The sequence below is a fragment of the uncultured Ferrovibrio sp. genome (genome assembly GCF_937960835.1).
GTDB lineage: Bacteria > Pseudomonadota > Alphaproteobacteria > Ferrovibrionales > Ferrovibrionaceae > Ferrovibrio.
Genome location: NZ_CALGPC010000010.1, coordinates 19,998 through 42,385, shown reverse-complemented (window position 1 = coordinate 42,385; position 22,388 = coordinate 19,998). Strand labels below are relative to the sequence as shown.

21 protein-coding genes are annotated in these 22,388 nt (G+C 60.2%); 10 read left to right on the top strand and 11 right to left on the bottom strand.

Going from position 1 to position 22,388, the window contains the following annotated elements; all coding sequences use genetic code 11:
* Positions 1-4 precede the first annotated feature (4 nt).
* Positions 5-1,552: a TRAP transporter large permease subunit gene (locus Q0603_RS10220; protein ID WP_298725259.1), complete on the top strand. Its 1,548-nt coding sequence runs from the start codon at positions 5-7 to the stop codon at positions 1,550-1,552.
* A gap of 180 nt (positions 1,553-1,732) precedes the next feature.
* Here Q0603_RS10220 and Q0603_RS10215 read toward each other — a convergent pair whose 3' ends face one another.
* From Q0603_RS10215 to Q0603_RS10185, 7 genes are all read right to left on the bottom strand, one after another.
* Positions 1,733-2,854: a TRAP transporter substrate-binding protein gene (locus tag Q0603_RS10215; RefSeq protein WP_298725257.1), complete on the bottom strand. Its 1,122-nt coding sequence runs from the start codon at positions 2,852-2,854 to the stop codon at positions 1,733-1,735.
* Positions 2,855-3,004: 150 nt separating this feature from the next.
* The gene (locus Q0603_RS10210; protein ID WP_298725255.1) at positions 3,005-3,769 is read right to left on the bottom strand and encodes an arginyltransferase; all 765 of its coding nucleotides are present in this window, start codon (positions 3,767-3,769) and stop codon (positions 3,005-3,007) included.
* 75 nt (positions 3,770-3,844) lie between these two features.
* On the bottom strand, positions 3,845-4,342 hold the full coding sequence (locus Q0603_RS10205; RefSeq protein WP_298725253.1) for an RDD family protein: 498 nt from the start codon (positions 4,340-4,342) through the stop codon (positions 3,845-3,847).
* An 11-nt stretch (positions 4,343-4,353) separates the two neighbouring features.
* The gene (locus tag Q0603_RS10200; protein ID WP_298725251.1) at positions 4,354-5,484 is read right to left on the bottom strand and encodes a flagellar motor protein MotB; all 1,131 of its coding nucleotides are present in this window, start codon (positions 5,482-5,484) and stop codon (positions 4,354-4,356) included.
* 20 nt (positions 5,485-5,504) lie between these two features.
* The gene (gene motA, locus Q0603_RS10195) at positions 5,505-6,365 is read right to left on the bottom strand and encodes a flagellar motor stator protein MotA (RefSeq protein WP_298725249.1); all 861 of its coding nucleotides are present in this window, start codon (positions 6,363-6,365) and stop codon (positions 5,505-5,507) included.
* Between the two features lie 104 nt (positions 6,366-6,469).
* The gene (locus Q0603_RS10190; RefSeq protein ID WP_298725247.1) at positions 6,470-8,884 is read right to left on the bottom strand and encodes a penicillin acylase family protein; all 2,415 of its coding nucleotides are present in this window, start codon (positions 8,882-8,884) and stop codon (positions 6,470-6,472) included.
* A gap of 92 nt (positions 8,885-8,976) precedes the next feature.
* Positions 8,977-9,483 carry a hypothetical protein gene (locus tag Q0603_RS10185; RefSeq protein ID WP_298725245.1) on the bottom strand — a complete coding sequence of 169 codons (507 nt, stop codon included), beginning with the start codon at positions 9,481-9,483 and terminating at the stop codon, positions 8,977-8,979.
* A 210-nt stretch (positions 9,484-9,693) separates the two neighbouring features.
* On the opposite strand from Q0603_RS10185, the gene Q0603_RS10180 reads away from it, so the two are divergent.
* Entirely contained in the window at positions 9,694-10,578 is an 885-nt protein-coding gene (locus Q0603_RS10180; RefSeq protein WP_298725243.1) for an NAD(P)-dependent oxidoreductase, read from the top strand.
* 22 nt (positions 10,579-10,600) lie between these two features.
* On the opposite strand, the gene hemB is transcribed toward Q0603_RS10180, so the two are convergent.
* From hemB to Q0603_RS10165, 3 genes are all read right to left on the bottom strand, one after another.
* Positions 10,601-11,623: a porphobilinogen synthase gene (gene hemB / locus Q0603_RS10175; RefSeq protein ID WP_298725241.1), complete on the bottom strand. Its 1,023-nt coding sequence runs from the start codon at positions 11,621-11,623 to the stop codon at positions 10,601-10,603.
* Positions 11,624-11,851 (bottom strand): HigA family addiction module antitoxin, encoded by a 228-nt coding sequence (locus Q0603_RS10170; protein WP_298725239.1) that lies wholly within the window; start codon positions 11,849-11,851, stop codon positions 11,624-11,626. It lies immediately after the preceding gene.
* A 126-nt stretch (positions 11,852-11,977) separates the two neighbouring features.
* A complete protein-coding gene (locus Q0603_RS10165) occupies positions 11,978-14,122 on the bottom strand; it encodes an ATP-binding protein (RefSeq protein WP_298725237.1) in 2,145 nt (714 codons plus the stop codon).
* Positions 14,123-14,276: 154 nt separating this feature from the next.
* Here Q0603_RS10165 and Q0603_RS10160 point away from each other — a divergent pair, with 154 nt between their 5' ends.
* From Q0603_RS10160 to mmsB, 3 genes are read left to right on the top strand one after another with little or no spacing between them, the layout of a single operon-like run.
* Positions 14,277-15,428: an isobutyryl-CoA dehydrogenase gene (locus Q0603_RS10160; protein WP_298725236.1), complete on the top strand. Its 1,152-nt coding sequence runs from the start codon at positions 14,277-14,279 to the stop codon at positions 15,426-15,428.
* Between the two features lie 23 nt (positions 15,429-15,451).
* Complete coding sequence (locus tag Q0603_RS10155; RefSeq protein WP_298725235.1) at positions 15,452-16,501, top strand: enoyl-CoA hydratase/isomerase family protein; 1,050 nt, start codon at positions 15,452-15,454, stop codon at positions 16,499-16,501.
* Positions 16,502-16,527: 26 nt separating this feature from the next.
* Positions 16,528-17,421 (top strand): 3-hydroxyisobutyrate dehydrogenase, encoded by an 894-nt coding sequence (gene mmsB / locus Q0603_RS10150; RefSeq protein ID WP_298725233.1) that lies wholly within the window; start codon positions 16,528-16,530, stop codon positions 17,419-17,421.
* On the opposite strand, the gene Q0603_RS10145 is transcribed toward mmsB, so the two are convergent.
* Positions 17,418-17,816 carry a RidA family protein gene (locus Q0603_RS10145; protein WP_298725231.1) on the bottom strand — a complete coding sequence of 133 codons (399 nt, stop codon included), beginning with the start codon at positions 17,814-17,816 and terminating at the stop codon, positions 17,418-17,420. The two genes, mmsB and Q0603_RS10145, sit on opposite strands and share 4 nt — an antisense overlap.
* A 414-nt stretch (positions 17,817-18,230) precedes the next feature.
* Here Q0603_RS10145 and Q0603_RS10140 point away from each other — a divergent pair, with 414 nt between their 5' ends.
* From Q0603_RS10140 to Q0603_RS10120, 5 genes are read left to right on the top strand one after another with little or no spacing between them, the layout of a single operon-like run.
* Positions 18,231-19,145 (top strand): branched-chain amino acid ABC transporter permease LivH, encoded by a 915-nt coding sequence (locus Q0603_RS10140; RefSeq protein WP_298725229.1) that lies wholly within the window; start codon positions 18,231-18,233, stop codon positions 19,143-19,145.
* Between the two features lie 2 nt (positions 19,146-19,147).
* A complete protein-coding gene (gene livM, locus Q0603_RS10135) occupies positions 19,148-20,452 on the top strand; it encodes a high-affinity branched-chain amino acid ABC transporter permease LivM (protein ID WP_298725227.1) in 1,305 nt (434 codons plus the stop codon).
* Positions 20,449-21,273 (top strand): ATP-binding cassette domain-containing protein, encoded by an 825-nt coding sequence (locus Q0603_RS10130; RefSeq protein WP_298725225.1) that lies wholly within the window; start codon positions 20,449-20,451, stop codon positions 21,271-21,273. The genes livM and Q0603_RS10130 overlap by 4 nt, the downstream gene beginning before the upstream one ends.
* Complete coding sequence (locus Q0603_RS10125; RefSeq protein ID WP_298725223.1) at positions 21,273-21,986, top strand: ABC transporter ATP-binding protein; 714 nt, start codon at positions 21,273-21,275, stop codon at positions 21,984-21,986. The genes Q0603_RS10130 and Q0603_RS10125 overlap by 1 nt, the downstream gene beginning before the upstream one ends.
* Complete coding sequence (locus tag Q0603_RS10120) at positions 21,983-22,321, top strand: DUF6867 family protein (RefSeq protein ID WP_298725221.1); 339 nt, start codon at positions 21,983-21,985, stop codon at positions 22,319-22,321. The genes Q0603_RS10125 and Q0603_RS10120 overlap by 4 nt, the downstream gene beginning before the upstream one ends.
* Positions 22,322-22,388 lie beyond the last annotated feature (67 nt).

The window sequence follows — 22,388 nt, the reverse complement described above, 5'->3', positions numbered from 1 at the left end:
GCATATGGTCCAATTTCTGATCGACAACATGGCGCCTCTGATGTTTGGGGCGCTGGTCTTCTTCCTGCTCTTTGGCTATCCGGTGGCCTTCGCGCTGGCCGCGAATGGCCTGCTGTTTGCGTTCCTAGGCATTGAACTGGGCCTGCTGACGCCGGCCCTTTTGCAGGCGCTGCCCGAGCGTGTGTTCGGCATCATGCGGAACGATACGCTGCTGGCTATCCCATTCTTCACCTTCATGGGACTGATCCTTGAGCGGTCCGGCATGGCCGAGGATCTTCTGGATACCATCGGCCAGCTTTTTGGTCCGCTGCGCGGCGGTCTTGCTTACGCCGTGATCTTCGTCGGCGCCTTGCTCGCGGCAACCACGGGCGTCGTGGCCGCATCGGTCATTTCGATGGGTCTGATCTCGCTGCCGATCATGCTGCGCTATGGCTATGACCGCAGGCTGGCAACCGGCGTGATCGCCGCATCCGGCACGCTCGCGCAGATCATCCCGCCCAGCCTCGTGCTGATCGTCATGGCCGACCAACTCGGCCGTTCGGTCGGCGACATGTATGCCGGCGCCCTGATTCCGGGCCTGGTTCTGTCGGCGCTCTATGCCGGCTATGTCTTCATCGTTTCGATGATCAACAAGAGTGCGGCGCCCGCATTGCCGCTTGAGGCGAGAACGCTGAGGGGCTTCCAGCTTTTCTATCGCGTCATTTTCTCGCTGGTTCCGCCTCTGGTGCTGATCTTCCTGGTTCTGGGGACGATCTTCATCGGCATCGCGACGCCGACCGAAGGCGGCGCGATGGGTGCTACCGGCGCACTGATCCTGGCGCTGATCAAGCGGAAGCTGGACTGGGCCCTGCTGCGTCAGGCGATGGATACGACGGCCAAGCTGTCCGCCTTCGTGCTGTTCATCCTGATCGGCTCGACTGTGTTCGGCCTGACCTTCCGTGCCGTGAACGGTGATCTTTGGGTGGAGCATCTGTTGACCAGCCTTCCCGGCGGTGAGCTTGGCTTCCTCATCGTCGTCAACATCATGGTCTTCCTGCTGGCCTTCTTCCTCGATTTCTTCGAGCTGGCCTTCATCGTCGTACCGCTGCTGGGACCGGCGGCCGAGAAACTCGGCATCGACCTGATCTGGTTCGGCGTGCTGCTCGGCGTGAACATGCAGACCTCGTTCATGCATCCGCCCTTTGGCTTCGCGTTGTTCTTCCTGCGCAGCGTCGCTCCGGCGGCGGATTACATCGACAAGGTCACCGGGAAGCTCATTCCGAGGATAACCACGGGGCAGATTTATTGGGGCGCGGTGCCATTTGTCTGTATTCAGATCTTGATGGTCGCCCTGGTGATCATCTTCCCCGAGATGGTGACCTCGATGCTGGACCGTGGGCCCGTGCTGAGTGACACTGAAATCCAGATGCAGATGCAGATCGAGACGCCGGACTACGGAACCGAATCCCCTTATGGAGAGGCGGCCGATGAGGCATCCGAAGACGATGCCGCTGCGGATGAAGAGTCCGGAGAAGAGGAAAGTGGCGAGGAAGAGGAGGAGAATGCGGACTAACGTGTTACCTGCCTCGCTTTAACGAACAGTCCAAAAGAAAGGCCCCGCTTTGCGGGGCCTTCGATTCAATCTTCTTGAAATTCGAACATCGCGGCATTTGCCGAACAATTACACATAAAGAAAAAGCCCCGCCGAAGCGGGGCTTAAGGTGCAACACGGTTTCTTTTTCAAACGCAGCTTTTACTTCTTCTTCGCCGGTGCCTTACGCTGGCTGACCGCAGTCATGAAGCTGTCGAAGGTGCCTTCAGCGACACGGAACCACTGAAGCTGCTCATCGCGGTACTTCTTCCAAGGTTCATAGATCTTCTTGAACTTCGGATTCTGCGCAGCGATCTCATCATACAGCTCGTTCGCCGCATCGTAGCAGGCTTCCATCACCGCGCGCGGGAAGGGACGCAGCTGCGTGCCGCTGGCAACCAGCTTGCGCAGGGCCACCGGGTTCTGGGAGTCATACTTGCCAAGCATCCACTGGCAAGCATCAGCCGTGGCGGTCTCCAGAGCAGCCTGATAAATCTTCGGCAGCTTCTCCCACTGCTCGATGTTCACATACATCGAAACCTGCGGGCCGCCTTCCCACCAACCCGGATAGTAGTAGTACTTGGCGACCTTGTTGAAGCCGAGCTTCTCATCATCGTAGGGGCCGACCCACTCGGCCGCGTCAATGGTGCCCTTTTCCAGCGCCGGATAGATGTCGCCACCGCCGATCTGCTGCGGCACAACGCCGAGCTTGGTCAGGATCTGGCCAGCGATACCGGCGATACGGAACTTCAGGCCCTTCAGATCGTCGACGGTCTTGATCTCCTTACGGAACCAGCCGCCCATCTGGGTGCCGGTGTTGCCCGCCGGGAACTGGATGATGTTGTAGTCCTTCATGAACTCGCGGGTGAGTTCGAGGCCACCGCCGAAACGCTGCCAGGATTGCTGCTGGCGGACGTTGAGGCCGAAGGGCATGCAGGCGTCGAACGCAAAGGTCGGATCCTTACCGACATAATAGTAGCTGACGGTATAACCCGCCTCGACGGTACCGTTCTGCACGGCGTCGAGAACCTGCAGGGGCGGAACGATCTCGCCGCCGGCAAAGGCGCGGATCTGGAACTTGTTGTCGGTCAGTTCAGCGACGCGCTTCGCGACAAACTCGGAACCGCCATAAATGGTATCAAGGCTTTTCGGAAAGCTGGTCGGCATACGCCATTTGATTTCCGGCATGCTCTGCGCGATTGCGGGAGCCGGAAAGGCGGCGGCCGTACCAAGGCTGCCAGCGCCTGCCAACGCGGCGCCTTTAAGGAATTTGCGACGAAGCATAACAGCTATTCTCCCTAGGTCTCTGTGTTGTCCGGGCCGCTCAGGTTAGGCCGGGAACCCCTGTAGTACACGGAGAATCCGTATACACTCGGGAAAATACTGCCAGGGGTGCAAAAGCGCAAGAAATTGCGGGGCTTAGAAGCTTCTCAGTCAGAAGCTCGATAAGGCCGGGGCAGGATAGATCGGGTTGCCCGACGGATCGATGCGTCGCCAGCCATCCGATGTCAGCGCCTCCAGCGGCTGGAAACGGCTCTTATAGGCCATTTTCCGGCTCTCGGCGATCCAGTAGCCCAGATAGACATAGGGCTGGCCAAGGTCGGCCGCATTCTGAACATGCCATAGTATGATGAAGCTGCCGGGGCTCCGGCGTTCGAAATCCGGATCGAAGAAGCTGTAGACCAGAGAGACGCCGTCGCTCATCTCGTCGATGAGACAGACGCCAAACAGCCGTCCATCGAGGCAGCGGAATTCGGTCAGGCCGCTGCGCACCGGACTGTCTTCGACCATGGCGCGATAATCGGCGAATTCCATGTCAGCCATGCCGCCGCCTTCGTGGCGCGCGGTCACATAGCGACGGAAGACCTGATAATGCTCGCGGGTGGCATAGGCGGGCAGCCGCCGCGTCACGATGCCCTGATTGCGCCGCCAAATCTTGCGGTGACTGGCATTGGGAACGAAATCGGCAGCCGGCACGCGAACCGGCACACAGGCATTGCAGTTCTCACAGGCGGGGCGATAGGCCAGATCCTGGCTGCGGCGGAAACCGGCCTGGCTGAGCGCGTTATGCAGCCCATCGGGATCATCGCCCGCCAACAGGGTGACAACCTTCCGCTCCAGCCGTCCCGCGAGATAGGGGCATGGTGTCGGCGGCGTAGCGAAGAAGTGCCGCAAAGGTATCTGCAGGCGGTGTTTCACTCGCAGCCCATAACTGTCAAAACCTGTTACAAGCTTAGCGTAAATGAACGCTTTGGGGAGGGGTAATCTGCCCTGTCAGGCCACTTTGCGGCGGCGATGAACCACGGTGCCGCAGAGCAGATCGTGCAGGCAGCGCCGACGGTTGTTAAACAAGGCCCAGATCAGGATCAGGCCGCTGGTCAGGCCAACCGTCACGTAGAAAGCCGCAGTCTGGAGCAAGGCCTGCAAATAACCCGGTTTGCCGCCGTTCCAGGTTGAAACCTGAAGGTCAAAGAGCCGCATGCCCGGCGTGGCCGAAGCCGAACCGCCGATGGTGAGCGTGTGATAGGCCAACGGTATCGCAGCTCCAACCAGCACCAGAATGGGTGTCAGCAGCCCGAAGGTGACAATGGTCAGCAGCCCGACCGCGATCTTGTAGAGGAAGATCACGCCAACAAGCGCGATCAGATCGACCAGATAGGCGAAGATACGCCGGACAATGACACCATCGAAGGCGGCCGGATCGGCGAACGGATCGACATATATCGGTGCTGCGGACCTGGAGACGGGAAGATCAGAAGCGTTGTTCGACATCACCAGCCTCATCACCGGTTGGGGAGGAGGCGGATCATGCCGTTGCTCGGTCCGGGACCATCCAGACCAGGAGGCGGTGGTGGCGGGGGTGGCGGCGCGCGCAGGGGGCCAGGACGCACAGGTCCGGCACCAGCAGCATCATTACCGCCCACTGGCACATCGCTCAGCAGCAGGATCGCAATACGGCGATTGCGAGGATCCAGTGGATTGTCCTTGATCAGCGGATCCTGGTCGGCGTTACCCGTGACCTGGCGGATGCGTTCGATCGGCACGCCAGCCTCCAGCATGGCGCGGCGCGCGGCATTCGCACGATCGGCCGACAATTCCCAGTTCGAATAGGCACCCTGTCCACGGAAAGGCTGCGCGTCGGTATGGCCGCTGATCGCAAGCTTATTGGGCAATTTCGCGACCACCTGCGCGATCTGCTGCATGAGGCGGCGGGCACGATCATTCAACACCGCACTGCCCGAGGGGAACATCGAAGATTGCTCTTCGTCGACCAGCTGGATGCGGAATCCTTCAGGCGTATTGTCGAAGACGATCTGCTTGGACAATTCCGCCAATTGCGGATTCTCCTGGATCGCCTGACGGATCTGCATCTCCGCTTCGCGGAAATTCTCCGCCTCGATTTGCTGCAAGCGCTCACGGGCCAGCTCCGGATCGATCTGCTGCAGATCGAGGCCGTCGAAGTTCTGCTGGGCGGCGCCGGACTGTGCCGCCGAGGGATCGGGGAAGGTGTCGCCCCGTTCGCCAGGTGCTGGCGGCGGCTGACGCGAATCTTCGTATTTCTGATCGTATTGCGGCTGATCCGGCTGATCGGACTTTTCCGGTGAAGGCCCAACGATGACCGTTGGCAGGCCGAAGCTGGAAATCTTGCCGCCATCTTCGATGATGGTTCGGCCGCCAAGAACGCCGCCGGCGCCAGACAGGCTGCGGCTCACCGAAGCGGGAGAGAAGTAATCCGCAACGCCCTTTTTCTGCTCGTCGGTGGTGACGTTCAGCAGCCAGAGCAGCAGGAAGAACGCCATCATCGCGGTCACGAAGTCGGCATAGGCCACCTTCCACGCGCCACCATGATGGGCATGAGCGCCTTTCTTGATCTTCTTGACGATAATTGGGCGTTCGCCCTCGCTCGTCGCCATCGATCAGCTCACTGCCCGTATCAAACCGACTGAACCTTGCTGGTCGCCTCTTCAACCTCGTAGAAGGTCGGGCGGACATTCGACATCAGGGATTTGCGCGCGAATTCCACCGAAACCGCCGGCGCATAGCCCTGCAGATGGGCCAGAAGCCCAGCCTTCATGCACAGCATGTATTTCTGATCATGCTCCATCGTGGCCTTGGCCGCGGCCGCGATCGGCGAAACGATGCCGTAAGAGAGCAAGATGCCAAGGAAGGTACCCACCAGAGCGCCGCCGATCAGACGGCCCAGCACCTCAGGCGGCTCGCTGATCGAGCCCATGGTTTTGATAACGCCGAGCACGGCGGCGACGATACCCAAGGCAGGAAAGGCGTCGCCGAAATTGGTCAGCGCCTGGCCGGCCAAATGGTCCTCGGCGTGATGAATCTCCAGTTCCATGTCCATCAGGGCTTCCATCTCGTGCGGGTTCTCGCTGCCCAGGGTCATCAGGCGGAGATAGTCGCACAGAAACTCCATGGAATGGTGGTCGGCCATGAATTTCGGAAACTGGGTGAAGAGCTTGCTCTCTTCCGGTTTCTCGATGTGCTGCTCCAGTGCCAGCATGCCCTTGCTCTTGGCGAGCTTGAAGACACTGTACATCATCGAAAGCAGCTCGAGATAATCGTCCTTGGTATAGCGGGGGCCTTTGAAGGCGATCTTAAAACCGTTAAGCGCGGCTTTAAGGACGGGCTTCGGGTTGGACACGATAAATGCGCCCACACCGGCGCCGCCAATGATGACCAGTTCGAACGGCTGATAGAGGACGGAAAGCTTTCCGCCCATCGCCATGTATCCACCCAGCACGCAGCCGAGGCCGACTATGGAGCCGATAATGATCAGCATTGAAACACTCCATGCCCATGCCGCGCCGAATCCGCACGGCACGCCAACCCGCCCCTTCTTATCGTATGCTTGGGGTAAATAGAATATTGAAAAACCGTAAGGATTCAGCGCCCGATCAGGCGCAGCCGGCCCAGCGCCCCGGCCTCGCTATCGGCCGGCCGCAGGGAAATCGGAATGTACTGAACCGAGGCCCAGGGACCGGCTAAATTCCTGTAAAATTGTGAAAATGGGTGCCCCGACTGGCCAGTCGTGTGGACGAATTGCGAACGGTTGAGGTCGGAGAGGTCGTAGATTGCCCGTAGCGAGGGGGCATGGCGGTTGGCGAAGGGCTCGTCTGTGTGGCCCAGGTCGTTGCGGCCGACATTGATGGTAAACGCGTCCCCGGGGCTGGGAACGCTCACCTCAAAGAGGCGGCGCAGGATCGGCAGATTGCTGAAGGGACGGTGTGGGGCCTTGGTGACATGGGCGTCGCCCCACCGCCAGCGGCTGATGTCCGATCCATAGCGGGCCTTCAGGTCGCTCAAGGCGAGGTCTAGCGCTTCAGCAATCAAAGCGGCGCAAGCAGTCGGGATGCCTGTGGCGACATTCGTGCACCAGCGCGACTGTCCGTCGAAATCGGTCAGGATGTTCTTCATCAGCGTGGGGCGGAAGCGCCATAGCGGCTGGAAGGCCTCGCCCAGCTCGTCTGCGAGCACCAGGCGCGTCAGTTCGCGATACCACGCCTGGAAGATCAGGGGCTCGGCCCGGTTTTCGACCATGCTGCCATCCCAGGCTGTCAGCATGGCATGCGCGGATGGCAGCTCGGAATTCACCGGCTGCGGCTTTATTGGTGCTGCAATCATCAATGGCAGCAGGTCCGCCACCATGAGAGACATGGTGTCGCCCTGAATCTGCTTGAAGCTTTCGACCGAATGGACGGGCCGCTCGCGGATCAACTGCTCGATACGCTGTGCCCGGTAAGGCTCTCCCCATTCTGAGGTGAGGAAATGCGGATAGCTGTCAGGGACGATCTTGTGATTGGCCGTCACAATCATTCCGCTCGGCGGATTGTAGACGCGGGGCAGCTGCTCGAAGGGAATGAAGCCTGCCCAGTCATAGCGCGCGTCCCAGCCCGGTGCTGGTGCCAGGCCTTTGAGATCATTCTCTGGCTTGCGGATGGGGATTACGCCTGGCGCCAGGAAGCCGATATTGCCTTCGCGATCAGCGTAGACGACGTTCTGCTGCGGTGTGACATAGCGGCGGAAATTCTCAAGAAAGCTGTTCCAGTCCGAAACCGCCTGCATTCCCACGATTGAATCCGCCGTGGTGTCGTCGTCGAGCAGCGCCGTCCAGGCGAAGGCAAGCACATAGCCTGCCTCCACCATGCTGCGCGCTCTTGGATGAACGTCGGAGATCACCGGACCATGCCGCGTCTCGCGGACCGTGAGTGTAACGTCGTCTTGTCTGCGAACTTTGATAACCTCGGTGCGGGTCTCGAATGCTGCGCTGCCGTCTGGGGTGAGATACCGCGTCGGGTCCTGGGGATCGATCTTCTCGATGAAGAGATCCTGGGTGTCAGGTCCAGTATTGGTGAAACCCCAGGCAACGCGGCCATTGTGGCCTAGAATGACGCCAGGCACGCCGGGCAAGGTAGCGCCGACCACCGAGCCGTCCGGCGCCGCCAAATGAGCGAAATACCAGATCGAAGGCGAGGTGAGGCCAAGATGAGGATCATTCGCCAGAAGCGGCGCGCCGGTAACGGTACGATTGCCGCTGACGACCCAGTTGTTTGAGCCGATGCCTTCCTGGGGGATCGGCAGGGCGCGGATCAGGTTTTCGACATCGAGGGCTTCCGCCACCTCTTTGTAGACGTCGCTCATCTCCGCCAGCGCCACCGGCGCATCGCCAGGATAAGGCGGATAAAACTCTTCGATCTGTTTCTTGCTCAGGCGCCGCGCCAGGTTCAGGCGAGCCAGTTCGCTGCCCCAATTTCCGCTCAGGTCCCAAGCCATCATCTTCAGCCAGCCGAGTGAATCGGCTGGCGTCCACGGCTCCGGCTCAACATCGAAGGCCATGAACTCGATCGGCAGTGCGCTCGGGCGTTTGCTCAGAAAGGCGTTCACGCCATCGGCATAGGCTTGCAGATAGCTCTGTGTCTCGGGCTGCAAGGCTGCGAAAGCAGCGACGGCTTTACGGCGGATGCCGAGCGTGCGCAGGAACTTGTCAGTAGCGAGGGCGGCTTCGCCGAACAATTCAGCCAATCGGCCGGCGGCGACGCGCCGGTTCACTTCCATCTGCCACAGGCGATCCTGGGCATGGGCGAAACCTAAGCCAAAGGCCACATCGTTACGGGTGTTTCCCCGAATATGCGGAACGGCATTGCGGTCGCGTAAAATCTCCACCGGACCGGTGAGGGCTTGGTCGACTTTGATCTCGCCAGTGAGTTCAGGCAGGGAGGAACGGGCGATGAAATAAAGGCTGAGTGCGGCAACGCCCGCAAGAAGAACCAGCAGAAGCAAAAGCCGCAGAATCCAGCGCATGTGTCCTCAATCCGGGGCCGGGTTGAGAAGACTTAACAGATTCGCGAATGAATTACAGGCGGATGGCAGGAAGAGGCTGTGCGTACCTAAAATCAGGCGACAGCCACTTGCCGACCTTTTGTGTTCTGACCGCTTGGCGCCGCGGCCGTTGTCGTGCCCATAAAGGACGCCGTAGCCTGGAAGGACGCCTTGCCGCCGACGGCGGCGGATGCATGGGCGGCTTTGTCCTCAGCGCTACCCACGATCTTGGCCTGTTGCGGTTGAGCCGAATTGCTCTCCGTCTCAGGCCGGTTTTGCTGATACTCACGCACCACACGCGGGCTGGGATACTGCTGCTGTACTTCACCGGTTTCGCTGTCGCGATACTGCACGATGGCAAGCCGAGTCTGCAGATCCAGGCGAATGAAGGGGCTCAGGTACGCGGCAACATTCGGCGCCGGTGATGGCAGTTCCATCATCCGTCGTTCAGTATTTTCGCTTTGCGTCGGCACTGCTGCGGAAGCAGCATTGGACGTTTCACTTGGTACCAAGCGAGCACCGCGGGCATTTGCACCGCTGCTGCCCGCCGCGGCCCCTGCGCCGAGGATTTCGAGCGGCATAATGGGCTTCTCCCACGCCAGGTATGGTTACTCAGCGTCTTGTTTACCTTAATTTCCCTTGTGCTGCAAGCACTAATTGTGTCTGTGCCCGGCTCAGTCGCCGGATAAGAGGGGCGATCAGTGCATTGCCCCGCCGGCCGGCTTCGTGCAAACTGCTGTCGCGGCTCCTAGAGCTAACTCATTCATTATTCAGCTATTTTGGGGGAAACGATGGCGAATGTGGCTTTCATCGGTCTCGGCGTGATGGGCTTTCCGATGGCCGGACACTTAGTTAAGGCCGGCCATACGGTGACCGTCTGGAACCGCACCCCCGCCAAAGCGGACCGCTGGGTTGAGCAGCATAAAGGCCGGAAAGCCGCCACTCCGAAGGAGGCCGCCACCGGGGCCGAGTTCGTCATGGCCTGCGTCGGCAACGACGACGATCTGCGTTCGGTCGTCTATGGCGAGACAGGAGCCTTCGCCGGCATGGCCAAGGGGGCCATCTTCGTCGACCACACCACCGCCTCAGCGGATGTTGCGCGGGAGTTGCATGCCAGGGCAAAGGAAGCCGGCCTGGGCTTCGTCGATGCGCCGGTATCTGGCGGCCAGGCGGGAGCGGAGAATGGTCAGCTGACCATCATGTGCGGCGGCGACGCGGCCGATTATGAAAAGGTGAAGCCGGTCATCCAGGCCTATGCCAAGATGCAGAACCTGATGGGCCCACCGGGAAGCGGACAGCTCACGAAGATGATGAACCAGATCTGCATCGCCGGGCTGGTGCAGGCTCTTGCCGAGGCGCTGGCTTTTGGCCGCGCCGCCGGACTGGACGTCATGAAGGCGGTAGAAGTGATTTCCAAGGGTGCAGCACAGTCCTGGCAGATGGACAATCGCGCCAAGACGATGGTTGAAGGCAGGTTCGATTTCGGCTTCGCCGTTGACTGGATGCGCAAGGATCTCGGTATCTGCTTGGCCGAAGCGCGGCGCAACGGCACCAGCCTGCCGGTTACCAGCCTGGTCGACCAGTTCTATGGCGAGGTCCAACAGATGGGCGGCAATCGCTGGGATACGTCCAGCCTGATGGCCCGCTTGGAAGCCAAGAAGACCAAAGCCTATTGAGAGTTGGAAAGCGGCTGAAAATTTACAGCCGCTTTCCCTCCGCAATCATGCGGGCAATGTCTAGCGCGAAATAGGTCAGTACGCCGTCGCAACCGGCCCGTTTGAAGGAGAGCAGGCTCTCCCAAGCGACCTTGCTGCGGTCGAGCCAGCCACGCTCGGCCGCGCCTGCCAGCATCGCGTATTCGCCGGACACCTGATAGGCGAAGGTCGGCAGTTTGAAGGCTTGCTTTACGCGCCAGCAGATATCCAGATAGGGCATGCCAGGCTTGACCATGACCATGTCGGCACCCTCGGCGATATCCAGCGCGACCTCGCGCAAAGCCTCATCGCCATTTGCGGGATTCATCTGATAGGTCCGCTTGTCGCCGAGCCCCAGATTGACCGCCGAGCCGACTGCATCGCGGAACGGGCCGTAGAAGGCGGACGCGTATTTCGCCGCATAGGCCATGATCTGAACGCGCTGGAAACCTTCCTTGTCCAGGGCCTGGCGGATAGCGCCGATACGGCCATCCATCATGTCGGACGGCGCGATGATGTCGCAGCCTGCCCGGGCCTGCACCAGGGCCTGCTCGACCAGCACGGCGACAGTCTCGTCGTTGATGATTTCCCCGTCCTTGAGCAGGCCGTCATGGCCATGGCTCGTATAGGGATCCAAGGCGACGTCACAGAGGATGCCGATATTCGTCGTTGCAGCCTTGATGGCGCGGACGGTGCGGCAAATCAGGTTGTCGGGGTTGGTCGCTTCCTTGCCGGTTTCGGTCTTCAGCGCGGGATCGGTGGCGGGGAAAAGCGCGATCGCGGGGATGCCCAGCTGTTCGGCTTCCTTCGCCGCAGTCACGGCCGCGTCGATACTGAGGCGCTCGACGCCGGGCATGGACGGGATGGGGGCATTCTTCGCCTGATCATGGATGAAGATCGGCCAGATCAGGTCGTCGACGCTCACATGCTGTTCGGCAACAAGACGCCGCACCCAGTCGGCACGCCGCAGACGCCGGGGACGGGAAATGGGGAAGGATGGAAGCGGGGGTAGATAGCTCTCGGTCATTCAGAGAGCTTTATTAAACCGCTCCTGAAACGCAAGCCAGACCCAGGGTGAAGTTCCAAAAACCTTTCCCAGCCGAAGGGCCAGGCCAAGGGAGATCGGCCGCTCGCCGGAGAGTACCAGGCTCAGCAACCTGCGCGGCAGGCGAGCATGTTCATGGAAATGCTCAAGATCGAAGCCGTGGGCGGTGATCGCTCTTTCGAGAAGGATGCCAGGATGAATCGGTAACATGACCAACCTCACTGCAAACCGGACCACCCTGAGGCCAGTCTGCGATGAACTGGTTAATGGGCGGTAACGAAGCACTAGTCTCTTGCGCTTTCGTTTTTTCCAGCCGGCTGGTGTTTCGTCGGCCGACTACGGCGATTGCTGGATGTCATTCGCCGGGGAAGTGGAGGCGAGCTTGGCGGTTTCCTGCGCCAATCTGGCGACCAGTTCGACATCTTCGCGGCAGCGCAGCGTAAACCAGAAGGTGGAGCCTTCGCCCGGCGCGCTGATGACACCGATTTCGCCGCCCATGAGATGGACGAGATGGCGGCAAATGGTCAGCCCCAGACCGGTACCTCCATAGCGTCGCGTCATGGACGCGTCGCCTTGGGTGAAGGGCTCAAACAGTTTTTCCTGAATTTCGGGCGCAATGCCGATCCCGGTATCGCGGATGGCGCAGTACAGGAGGAATTCGCCATTCTGCAGGGCGGTCGCCGTCAACGTGACGGTTACCAGACCATTCTCGGTGAACTTGATCGCGTTGCTGAGCAGGTTGGCAAGGATCTGCCGCAGCCGCAGCGGATCGCCGATCAGATGCTCCGGCACTTCTGCAGTGATATCGAGCTCAATGCGGTTGCCGTTTTCGGTCGCCCGCGGGGCCATCAGAGAGATGACACTGTCGATCGTCGGGCGCAGATCGAAATCCACGGCTTCGATCTTCAGCTTACCGGCCTCGAGTTTCGAGACATCGAGAATGTCGTCGATCAGACTCAGCAAGTCACGCGCCGATTGCTGAGCAACCTCCGCGTATCGCTTCACCTCGGGATCCAGGCCGCCCTTATGCATCAGGCTCAGCATACCAAGGACGCCATTCATCGGCGTGCGTATTTCATGGCTCATCATGGCGAGGAAGCTGGACTTGGCGCGATGGGCCGCCTCAGCCGCGTCCTTGGCGATGGTCAGAGCCTGGGCGGTTTCCGCAAGCTTGACCGACTGTTCCTCCAGCAACTGGCGCTGCCATTCCAGCTCGTTCATTTGCCGCTTGATCTGATCGACATCCTCGATACTGCCGATCATCTTCAGCGGTCGATTATTCTCGCTGCGGACAACCTCGGCACGCGATAAAACCCAGATGAAGTGGCCATCGCCGCGCAGCAATCGGAACTCGCATTCGAAGGGAGTTCCCATGCGCAGGCTGTCATTCACTTGGCGGATGACCCGAGATTGGTCCTGCGGGTGAATGATAGCGGTGAAGTCCTTTATGCGGATGCGATTGGTCTCCGCCGAATGACTTGTGTCGTCCATCAGATAATTGGCTATGATGAGCACCTCGCCAGAAGCCAGGTTCCATTCCCAGACGCCTAGCTTGCTGCTGCGAGCGGCGGCTTGAAAAAGATCGTTGGTGGATTGAAGCGCGGCGCGATTCTGATCGAGGATGCGCTGCTGCAGCGTGATGCGGATAGCAAGCGCGATCAGGCCCGCGATCATATAGGTGGCCAGAAGGCAGGCCGCAAAAGCCAAGCCCGGTACGACGCTGTCAGCCGCGGCCACGACATTCGCTTGCCATAGAATGAATGAAGCCGAAATTCCGCCAAGCAAGACAATCGCCTGCCCGGCGAGCATGACAGGTGGCGCCGCATCGGGCGAGCGATGAAAAGTGCGGGCGGCCAGCGCTGCTCCGGTCAACAGCAAGGTGATGGCGGCATCGGGCAAGGCGGCCGCATGCTGGGTCCAAGCTGGCGATTGCGGCATGATGTTCAACGTCCCGATAGCAAGCGCCAGCCCTAGAGCCACGAGGGTCATGGCCACAGTCCAGCCAAGAGGCACGTTGCTGACCGTCGGACGCTTCGCGGGCGGAACGTATAGTCGTATCGCGCCGAGCAGGCAGCCGAAGGCCGCAAGCGGTCCCATATGGCCCACGGGCATCGGCGGGCTGGACGACGCCGCGCTGAGGAGGCTCATGTGAAGTTCGAAGCCGATCAGGGCCGCGATCGCCAACGCGGCCAGCCCGAGCGAAAGTATCCGCGAGAGGCGGCCAAACCTGTCGCGAGTCAATAACGAGCCAGCAACCAGCGGGATGGCCAGCAGAAGATCGCCATGGATCGGGGGAGCGCCAGGCAGCCAGACAATGCGCGGGCTCCCCGCAATAACAGGGGTAACCGCTACCGCAAGCCCAAAGCCTGACAGCAAAATGGCGAGACCGTAAGACAATCCACGCAAGGGCCAGCCGTAATCCGCATTGCTCGTCAATGACGGACCGGGCAATGACGCATCGGGCGGCTGGGCCGTTAGCATCGGCGGCAAAGCATGCGCGTAGAAAAGAGATGCATGTGCCGGACCCTAGCACGAGGCATTCAGCCAATGCGACTCCATCCAGCACCGGGAGTGGGGCGGGTTGACGGCCTTCTGGCGGGCCGTTAAGACCCGAAACTAAGGGAGAGAAAACATCATGATGTTCGAGCTTTCCGAGGACCAGCGGGCAATTAAAGAAATGGCCAGCCGCTTCGCCGCCGAGCGGATGAAGCCGAACGCGGCGAAATGGGACGAGGAAAAGCACTTCCCGGTAGAGGAATTGCGCGAGGCCGCCGGCTTAGGCTTTGGCGGCATTTATGTTTCGGAGGACGTCGGCGGTTCCGGCCTGGGGCGGCTGGATGCCGCGATCATCTTCGAGGAACTGGCGTCCGGCTGCACATCGACCGCGGCCTATATCTCGATCCACAACATGGCGGCCTGGATGATCGACCGCTTCGGCAACGAGGAGCAGCGCCGCCGTTTCCTCCCGAAGCTTTGCAGCATGGAGCATTTTGCTTCCTACTGCCTGACCGAACCCAATGCCGGCTCCGATGCCGCCAGCCTGCAGACTAAAGCGGTGGATGCCGGCGATCATTACATTCTGAACGGCACCAAGGCCTTTATATCTGGCGGCGGCCGTTCCGATATCTATGTCTGCATGGTGCGTACCGGTGAGCCCGGATCGCGCGGCGTGTCCTGCCTTGTCGTGGAGAATGGAACACCCGGCCTTTCCTTCGGGGCGCAGGAGCGCAAGCTGGGCTGGAACAGCCAGCCCACGGCCATGGTCATTTTCGAAGATTGCAAGGTGCCGAAAGCGAACCTGATCGGCGCGGAGGGAGAAGGGTTCCGCATCGCCATGGCGGGTCTGGATGGCGGCCGCATCAACATCGGCGCCTGTTCATTGGGCGCGGCCAAAGCCTGCCTTGAGGTCACGCGGGAATATGTCGCCAACCGCAAGCAATTCGGCCAGCCGATTGGCGGCTTTCAGGCCGTGCAATTCAAGCTGGCAGATATGGCGACCGAGCTTTCCGCGGCGCGCTTGATGATCCGGCAGGCGGCTGCCAAGCTGGATGCGAAATCTCCCGATGCAAGCCTGTATTGCGCCATGGCAAAGCGCTTCGCGACGGATGCTGGCTTTTTTGTCTGTAACGAGGCGCTGCAATTGCACGGGGGATATGGTTATTTGAAGGACTATCCGCTAGAGCGTTTCTTGCGGGACGCGCGGGTCCATCAGATCCTGGAAGGCACGAACGAGATCATGCGCGTAATCATCTCGCGTCACATCTTCAGCGGCGCCTCCTTCGACTAGGCCATTACTGAGAAAAGAGTACCATGACCCAAGACATCGAGTTTTCTGTTCGTAACGGCGTCGGCACCATCCTGTTGAACCGCCCGAAGGCGCTGAACGCCCTGACGCATGACATGTGTGTTCCGCTCGAGACCCATCTGCGGCAATGGAAGGCGGACCCGGCCATCAAAGCCGTTATCATCAAAGGCGCCGGAGACAAGGCGTTCTGCGCCGGCGGTGATATCCGCAAGCTGGCCGACCGTGGCCCGGAAGGGACCGACTACAGGAAACGCTTCTGGTATGATGAGTACCGCTGCAACACGCTTATCGGCGAATATCCGAAACCCTTCATCGCCCTGATCGACGGCATCTTCATGGGAGGCGGCGTGGGCCTGTCCGTCCATGGCAGCCATCGGATCATCAGCGAGTTCGCGACCTTCGCAATGCCGGAAACGGGGATCGGTTTGTTCCCCGATGTCGGTGGCACCTACTTCCTGCCGCGCTGCCCCGGCGAGCTGGGGACCTATCTGGGCTTGACTGGCGCGCGGCTCAAAGGTGCCGATATACTCACTGCTGGCGCGGCTACGCATTTCGTGCCGCGCGAGAAGATGCAAGCCCTGGAAGATGCGCTGATCGAAGCAGCGCCCGATACCAAAGCTGCGGTCGATGCCCTCGTCGCCATGTTCAGCACCGATCCGGGGCCGTCGAGGCTGGCGGAAATGCAGCCGCAGATCGACCGCCTTTTTGGCGGCGCCTCGGTCGCCGAGATCATGAATGCCTTGCAGGCCGATCCGAGCGAATTCGCTCAGGAGCAGGTCAAAATTATCCGCAGCAAGTCGCCGACCTCTGTGAAGTTGACCTTTGCCCAGTTGCGGCGTGGCCGTAACCTTTCTTTGCGTGATTGCATGCGCCTGGAATGGCGGATCTGCAATCATGTTGCTCTGGGCCACGATTTCTATGAAGGCGTGCGGGCGGTGATCATCGACAAGGATCACCAGCCAAAATGGAAGCCCGCGACGCTGGAAGAAGTTCCCGACGCCGATATCGAGGCGTATTTCCAGCCAGTGCCGGAGGGTGAACTTCAGTTCGATTAAGAGATAAGCGGAATGGGAGGAGCGTGATGGCGTATATCGGCTTCATTGGCGTAGGCAATATGGGCGGGCCGATGGCCCGCAACCTGTTGAAGGCCGGCCACCGGGTAAAAGCGTTCGACCTGTCGGCAGACCTGGTGCAGAGGGTCGTCGATGCCGGCGGAGAAAAAGCCGGCAATGCACAGGATGCCGTCCGCGACGTCGAAATCGTGATCACCATGTTGCCGGCGGGCAAGCATGTCGCCTCGGTTTATACCGGCGAGAAGGGGATCCTTGCTGCCGCCAAGCCGGGCACTCTGTTTATCGACAGCTCCACCATTGATGTGAAAACCGCCCGTGAAGTGATCCAGGCGGCAGAAGCCAAAGGCATGATGATGCTGGATGCGCCGGTTTCAGGCGGCGTCGCTGGCGCCGAGAATGCCGCCTTGACCTTCATGGTCGGCGGCCGTGAAGAAGCTTTCTTCAAGGCCAAGCCGATCCTGGAAGCAATGGGCAAGAAGATCGTCCACGCCGGCGGTGCGGGGAATGGCCAGGTCGCGAAGATCTGCAACAACATGATCCTCGGCATTTCGATGATCGCGATTTCCGAAGCCTTTGTGATGGCTGAGAAGCTTGGGCTTTCCGCGCAGTCGATGTTCGATATCGTCTCGAACTCCTCAGGCTCCTGCTGGGCGCTGATCAACCATTGTCCGGTCCCGGGCCCGGTTCCGACCTCGGCGGCGAACCGCGATTACAAGCCAGGCTTTGCGGCCGAGCTGATGCTGAAGGATCTGAAGCTGTCGCAGGATGCAGCGCGGTCTGCGAAGATCCAGACGCCGCTGGGCGCCGAGGCGACTGCGCTATTCTCTGAGTATGTCCAGAGTGGCGATGGCCAGAGCGACTACTCAGGCATCATCCGAATGATCCGCAAGATGGCGGACTAACGCTGCGAAGGGAGGACCGCGGTGGCTTCGATCTCCACCTTCGCGCGGTCCTCCAGAAGCGCGGCTACCTGCACCAGCGTCATGGCAGGATAATGTTTGCCGATGATCTCGCGATAGACCTTGCCCAGATCGCCGTTGCGGACGCGGTATTCGTGCTTATCCACCACAAACCAGGTCATGCGGGTGATGTGCTCCGGCCGGGCGCCGGCTTCCGCTAGTACGCGAACGATATTGCGCAGAGCCTGACGCGTCTGGTCGACCAGATCGTCGCTGTCGAATTGCCCTTGCGCATTCCAGCCGATTTGACCGGCAACGAAGATAAGCTGGCCTTCCGCAGCGATGCCGTTGGCGTAGCCTTTTGGATTCGGCCATTCGGCGGGATTGAGAATCTGCACCTCACCCTCCCAGAGCGAATTATTTTATATATAAAATAACCTATTCCATCGGGCAAGCCGGACCGAAAATACTGCTTTGGAAATTTAATTTCCCTAGTAGGTTATGCCGCGCAGCAAGATTCATTACCTGTTGTGAAATAGCCGATATGACTTGAGCCGCTTCGTGGAGTGATGGTAACAGACCCTTCATGTCACACGCGTCAGGGAGCGGTGATGGGGAGGCTATCATCGAGTTCCGCCGTATCGGGGCGGCGTTACAGGTGATTGCTGTCGACCCAGCAACCGGCACAGAAGTGTCGATGGTTGGCGATCCGCGACTGTCGAAAAGGGAACTGGCACGCTTGGCCGCCCGTAAGCTGCAGTATGTTCTAGAAAAGCAGCAGCGGGAGGGGCGGGAGTGATCAACGGGGGCCAATGGAGTATTTTCTTCAACAATTGATAAACGGCGTCACGCTTGGCGCCGTCTACGCCTTGATTGCCATCGGCTATACGATGGTGTACGGCATCATCGGCATGATCAATTTCGCCCATGGCGAAATCTACATGATCGGCGCCTTCATCGCGGTCATAAGCTTTGCTGTGCTGGGCGTCGTCGGAATCACCTGGGTCCCGCTGGCATTGCTGATCGTGCTGATCGTCTCGATGCTGCTGACTGGCCTGTATGGCTGGACCGTCGAGCGCATCGCCTACCGCCCATTGCGCGGTTCGTTCCGCCTTGCGCCGCTGATCTCGGCGATCGGCATGTCGATCTTTCTGCAGAACTATGTGCAGATCGCGCAGGGCGCACGGATCAAGCCGCTGCAGCCGATGGTGCGCGGCGGCATCGAACTGATGAAGGGCGAGACCTTCACGGTCACGCTCTCTTATCTGCAGATCATAATCATCGTGGTAACCGTTCTGCTGATGGCCGGTTTCTCCTGGCTCATTGCCGCAACGCCTTTGGGACGTGCGCAACGCGCCTGCGAGCAGGACCGGATCATGGCTGCCTTGCTCGGGGTGAATACTGATCGCACCATCTCGCTGACTTTCGTGCTGGGAGCCATGCTGGCTGCTGTCGCCGGCTTGATGACGACGCTCTATTACGGCGTGGTCGACTTCTACATCGGCTTTCTGGCCGGTTTGAAGGCGTTCACCGCAGCCGTGCTGGGCGGCATCGGCAGCCTGCCGGGTGCCATGCTCGGCGGCATGCTGATCGGCCTCATCGAGGCCTTCTGGGCAGCCTATTTCAGCAGTGAGTATAAGGACGTCGCGGCCTTTTCGATCCTGGTCATTGTGCTGATTTTCCGCCCAACCGGCCTGTTGGGCCGTCCGGAAGTCGAGAAGGTGTGATCATGACATTCGCTCAGCGTTTGCGCGATGCAGGTCTCGCGGCTCTGGTGGCGGCTGTCCTGGCGCTGCCTCTGCTCGGGTTTGAAACGATCGATACCGGCGGTCCCTTGGGAATCCGCGCGCGGTTCCACTGGATTGCCTACGCTGCAGTGAGCGTGTTTATCGGCCGCTTGGCGCTGCTGGCCTTTTTCGATTGGTGGCGGTTGCGCCAGGGGCGCCCTGAACCGCTGCAGTCCAATGCGCCGGCTCGCAAGGACATCCTGACCCGCATTGGCAGTCAGGCCGATAAATACCTCATGCCGGCGTTGATTGCTTTTGCGATTGCGCTGCCGATGATGCCCTTCGCGGACCGCACGGTCGTCGACCTTGCGACAGTCGTCCTGATCTATGTGATGCTGGGCTGGGGACTGAATATCGTCGTCGGCTTAGCGGGATTGCTCGACCTTGGCTATGTCGCCTTCTATGCTGTCGGCGCCTATACTTATGCGCTGCTCTCGCTGAACTTTGGCTTCGGGTTCTGGGAAGCCTTGCCGCTGGCAGGATTGTTTGCTGCGACCTTCGGCATCATTCTCGGTTTCCCTGTGCTGCGGCTGCGGGGGGACTATCTCGCCATCGTCACGCTCGGCTTCGGCGAGATCATCCGCGTCGTTCTGCTGAACTGGACGGATGTGACCCGCGGCTCCAATGGCATCACGGGAATTCAGCGGCCGTCATTCTTCGGTTTTCCGTTCACCAGCAGCCCGGAAGACGGCCAGACAGCGTTCCATGAGCTGTTCGGCCTGGAATATTCATCGATCCATCGGATCATCTTTCTCTACTATGTCATCCTGGTGCTGGCGCTGATCACCAACCTGTTCACCATGCGCATCCGCAAGCTGCCGATCGGCCGGGCCTGGGAGGCGCTGCGTGAGGATGAGATCGCCTGCAAGGCGCTGGGCATCAATCCGACCAATACGAAACTGACCGCCTTTGCCATCGGCGCAATGTTCGGCGGCTTTGCAGGCAGCTTCTTCGCCACCCGGCAAGGCTTCATCAGTCCGGAAAGCTTCAGCTTCATTGAATCCGCGGTGATCCTGGCCATCGTGGTGCTCGGCGGCATGGGCAGCCAGGCCGGCATCGTGCTGGCGGCAGCTTTCCTCACGCTGCTGCCGGAGCTGGCGCGAGAATTCTCTCTGTTCCGCATGTTGGCCTTCGGTGCGGCCATGGTGCTGATCATGATCTGGCGGCCTCAGGGTCTGCTGGCCCATCGCGAACCGACCCTGCGTCTTTCCACGCAACCATCCAGCAGCGGAGGAGGCAAGCCATGAGCGCGGCTAAGATCCCGCTGCTGCGGGTCGAACATCTGACGATGCGGTTCGGCGGCCTGGTCGCCGTCAACGACGTCTCTTTCGATGCATGGCCGGGTGAGATCACCGCCATCATCGGCCCCAACGGCGCCGGCAAGACGACGGTCTTCAACTGCATTGCCGGCTTCTACCGCCCGAGCGTCGGACGTCTGACGCTCACCAATGGCGAACAGCAGTTCCTGCTGGAACGGATGTATGGCAACGATATAGCCGGAAAGGCAAGGGTAGCGCGTACCTTCCAGAATATCCGTCTGTTCCCCAAGATGACGGTCCTTGAGAACCTCATCGTCGCGCAGCACAACAAGTTGATGCGGGCCTCGGGTTATACCTTGCTGGGCCTGTTCGGATGGAAGGGCTATCGCAAGGCTGAGGCGGAGGCGGTCGACCGGGCGCGGTACTGGCTGGATCGGACCAACCTTCTATCGGTGGCTGACGAGCAGGCCGGCAGCCTGCCTTATGGCGGACAGCGCCGCCTTGAGATTGCCCGGGCGATGTGTACTGAGCCTGTGTTGCTGTGTCTCGATGAGCCGGCTGCGGGCCTCAATCCACGCGAGTCAGCCGAACTCAACGGATTGCTTCGCTTCATTCGCGATCACCATAACTGCGGCGTGCTGCTGATCGAACATGACATGAGCGTCGTGATGCAGATTTCGGACCATATCATCGTGCTCGATTACGGTAAGAAGATTGCCGATGGCAGCCCTGAGGAAATCCGCAACGATCCGGCGGTGATCCGTGCCTATCTCGGCGAGCCAGAAACCAGCGAAGCGGGGGCAGCCTGATGCTGCGCGTCTCCGGCATTCACACCTATTATGGCGCGGTGCACGCTCTGAAGGGCGTCGACCTCGAAGTCGCCGAGGGCGAAATCGTTGCTCTGATCGGCGCGAACGGGGCCGGCAAATCCACCTTGCTGATGACAATCTGCGGCAATCCCAAGCCGCGTCATGGTGATGTACAGTTGGCAGGGAAGAGCATCGTCAACGTTCCGACGCATCAGCTCGTCCGTCTTGGCCTGGCTCATGCGCCGGAAGGGCGGCGGATTTTCCCCCGCATGACTGTTCTGGAAAATCTTCGCATGGGCGCGGTCGCGTCCAATCCCGCGCATTTTGACGAAGATCTGGAACGTGCTTTCACCTTATTCCCGCGCTTGAAGGAGCGCCGGGATCAGCGCGGCGGCACACTTTCCGGCGGCGAGCAGCAGATGCTGGCGATTGCACGCGCCTTGATGAGCCGTCCGCGCCTGCTGCTGCTCGACGAGCCCTCGCTTGGTCTCGCGCCGCTGGTGGTGAAGCAGATCTTTTCCATCATCGAGGAGATCAATAAGCGCGACGGCGTCACGGTATTGCTGGTGGAGCAGAATGCCTATCACGCCTTGAAGCTTGCGCATCGCGGCTATGTCTTGGTCAACGGCAAGATCACCATGTCTGGCCCGGGCGCCGAGCTGCTGGCGAACGAGCAAATTCGCGCCGCCTATCTCGAAGGGGGACATGGATGAACGCGATCCTCGGCGAGAGCATCGGAGTATTCATCGGGCTGACGGTGATCCTGACCGGCGGCTGTGCCTTTTTGATGGGACAGGCCATTGCGGGAACTTGGCGGCCATACTGGCAGGTGGTGCCCTATAGCCTGCTGCTCGCAGCCGCCAACCGCTTCCTGGCTTACGCTTTGTTCCAGGAGCAGTTGCTGGCCGTGCTGCCCTATCTGGTTTCCACCGCGGTCCTTTGGGGGCTCGCGACCCTTGGATACCGCATCACTTTGGCGGATCTCATGGTTCATCAGTATCCGTGGCTTTACGAGCGGAACGGGTTGCTAGGGTGGCGGGAAAAGTGACCGTCACCGGAGGTTGTTGCCGAGCCCCGCGGGACTGGACTAAACTCTTGAACCAGCGCATCAAACA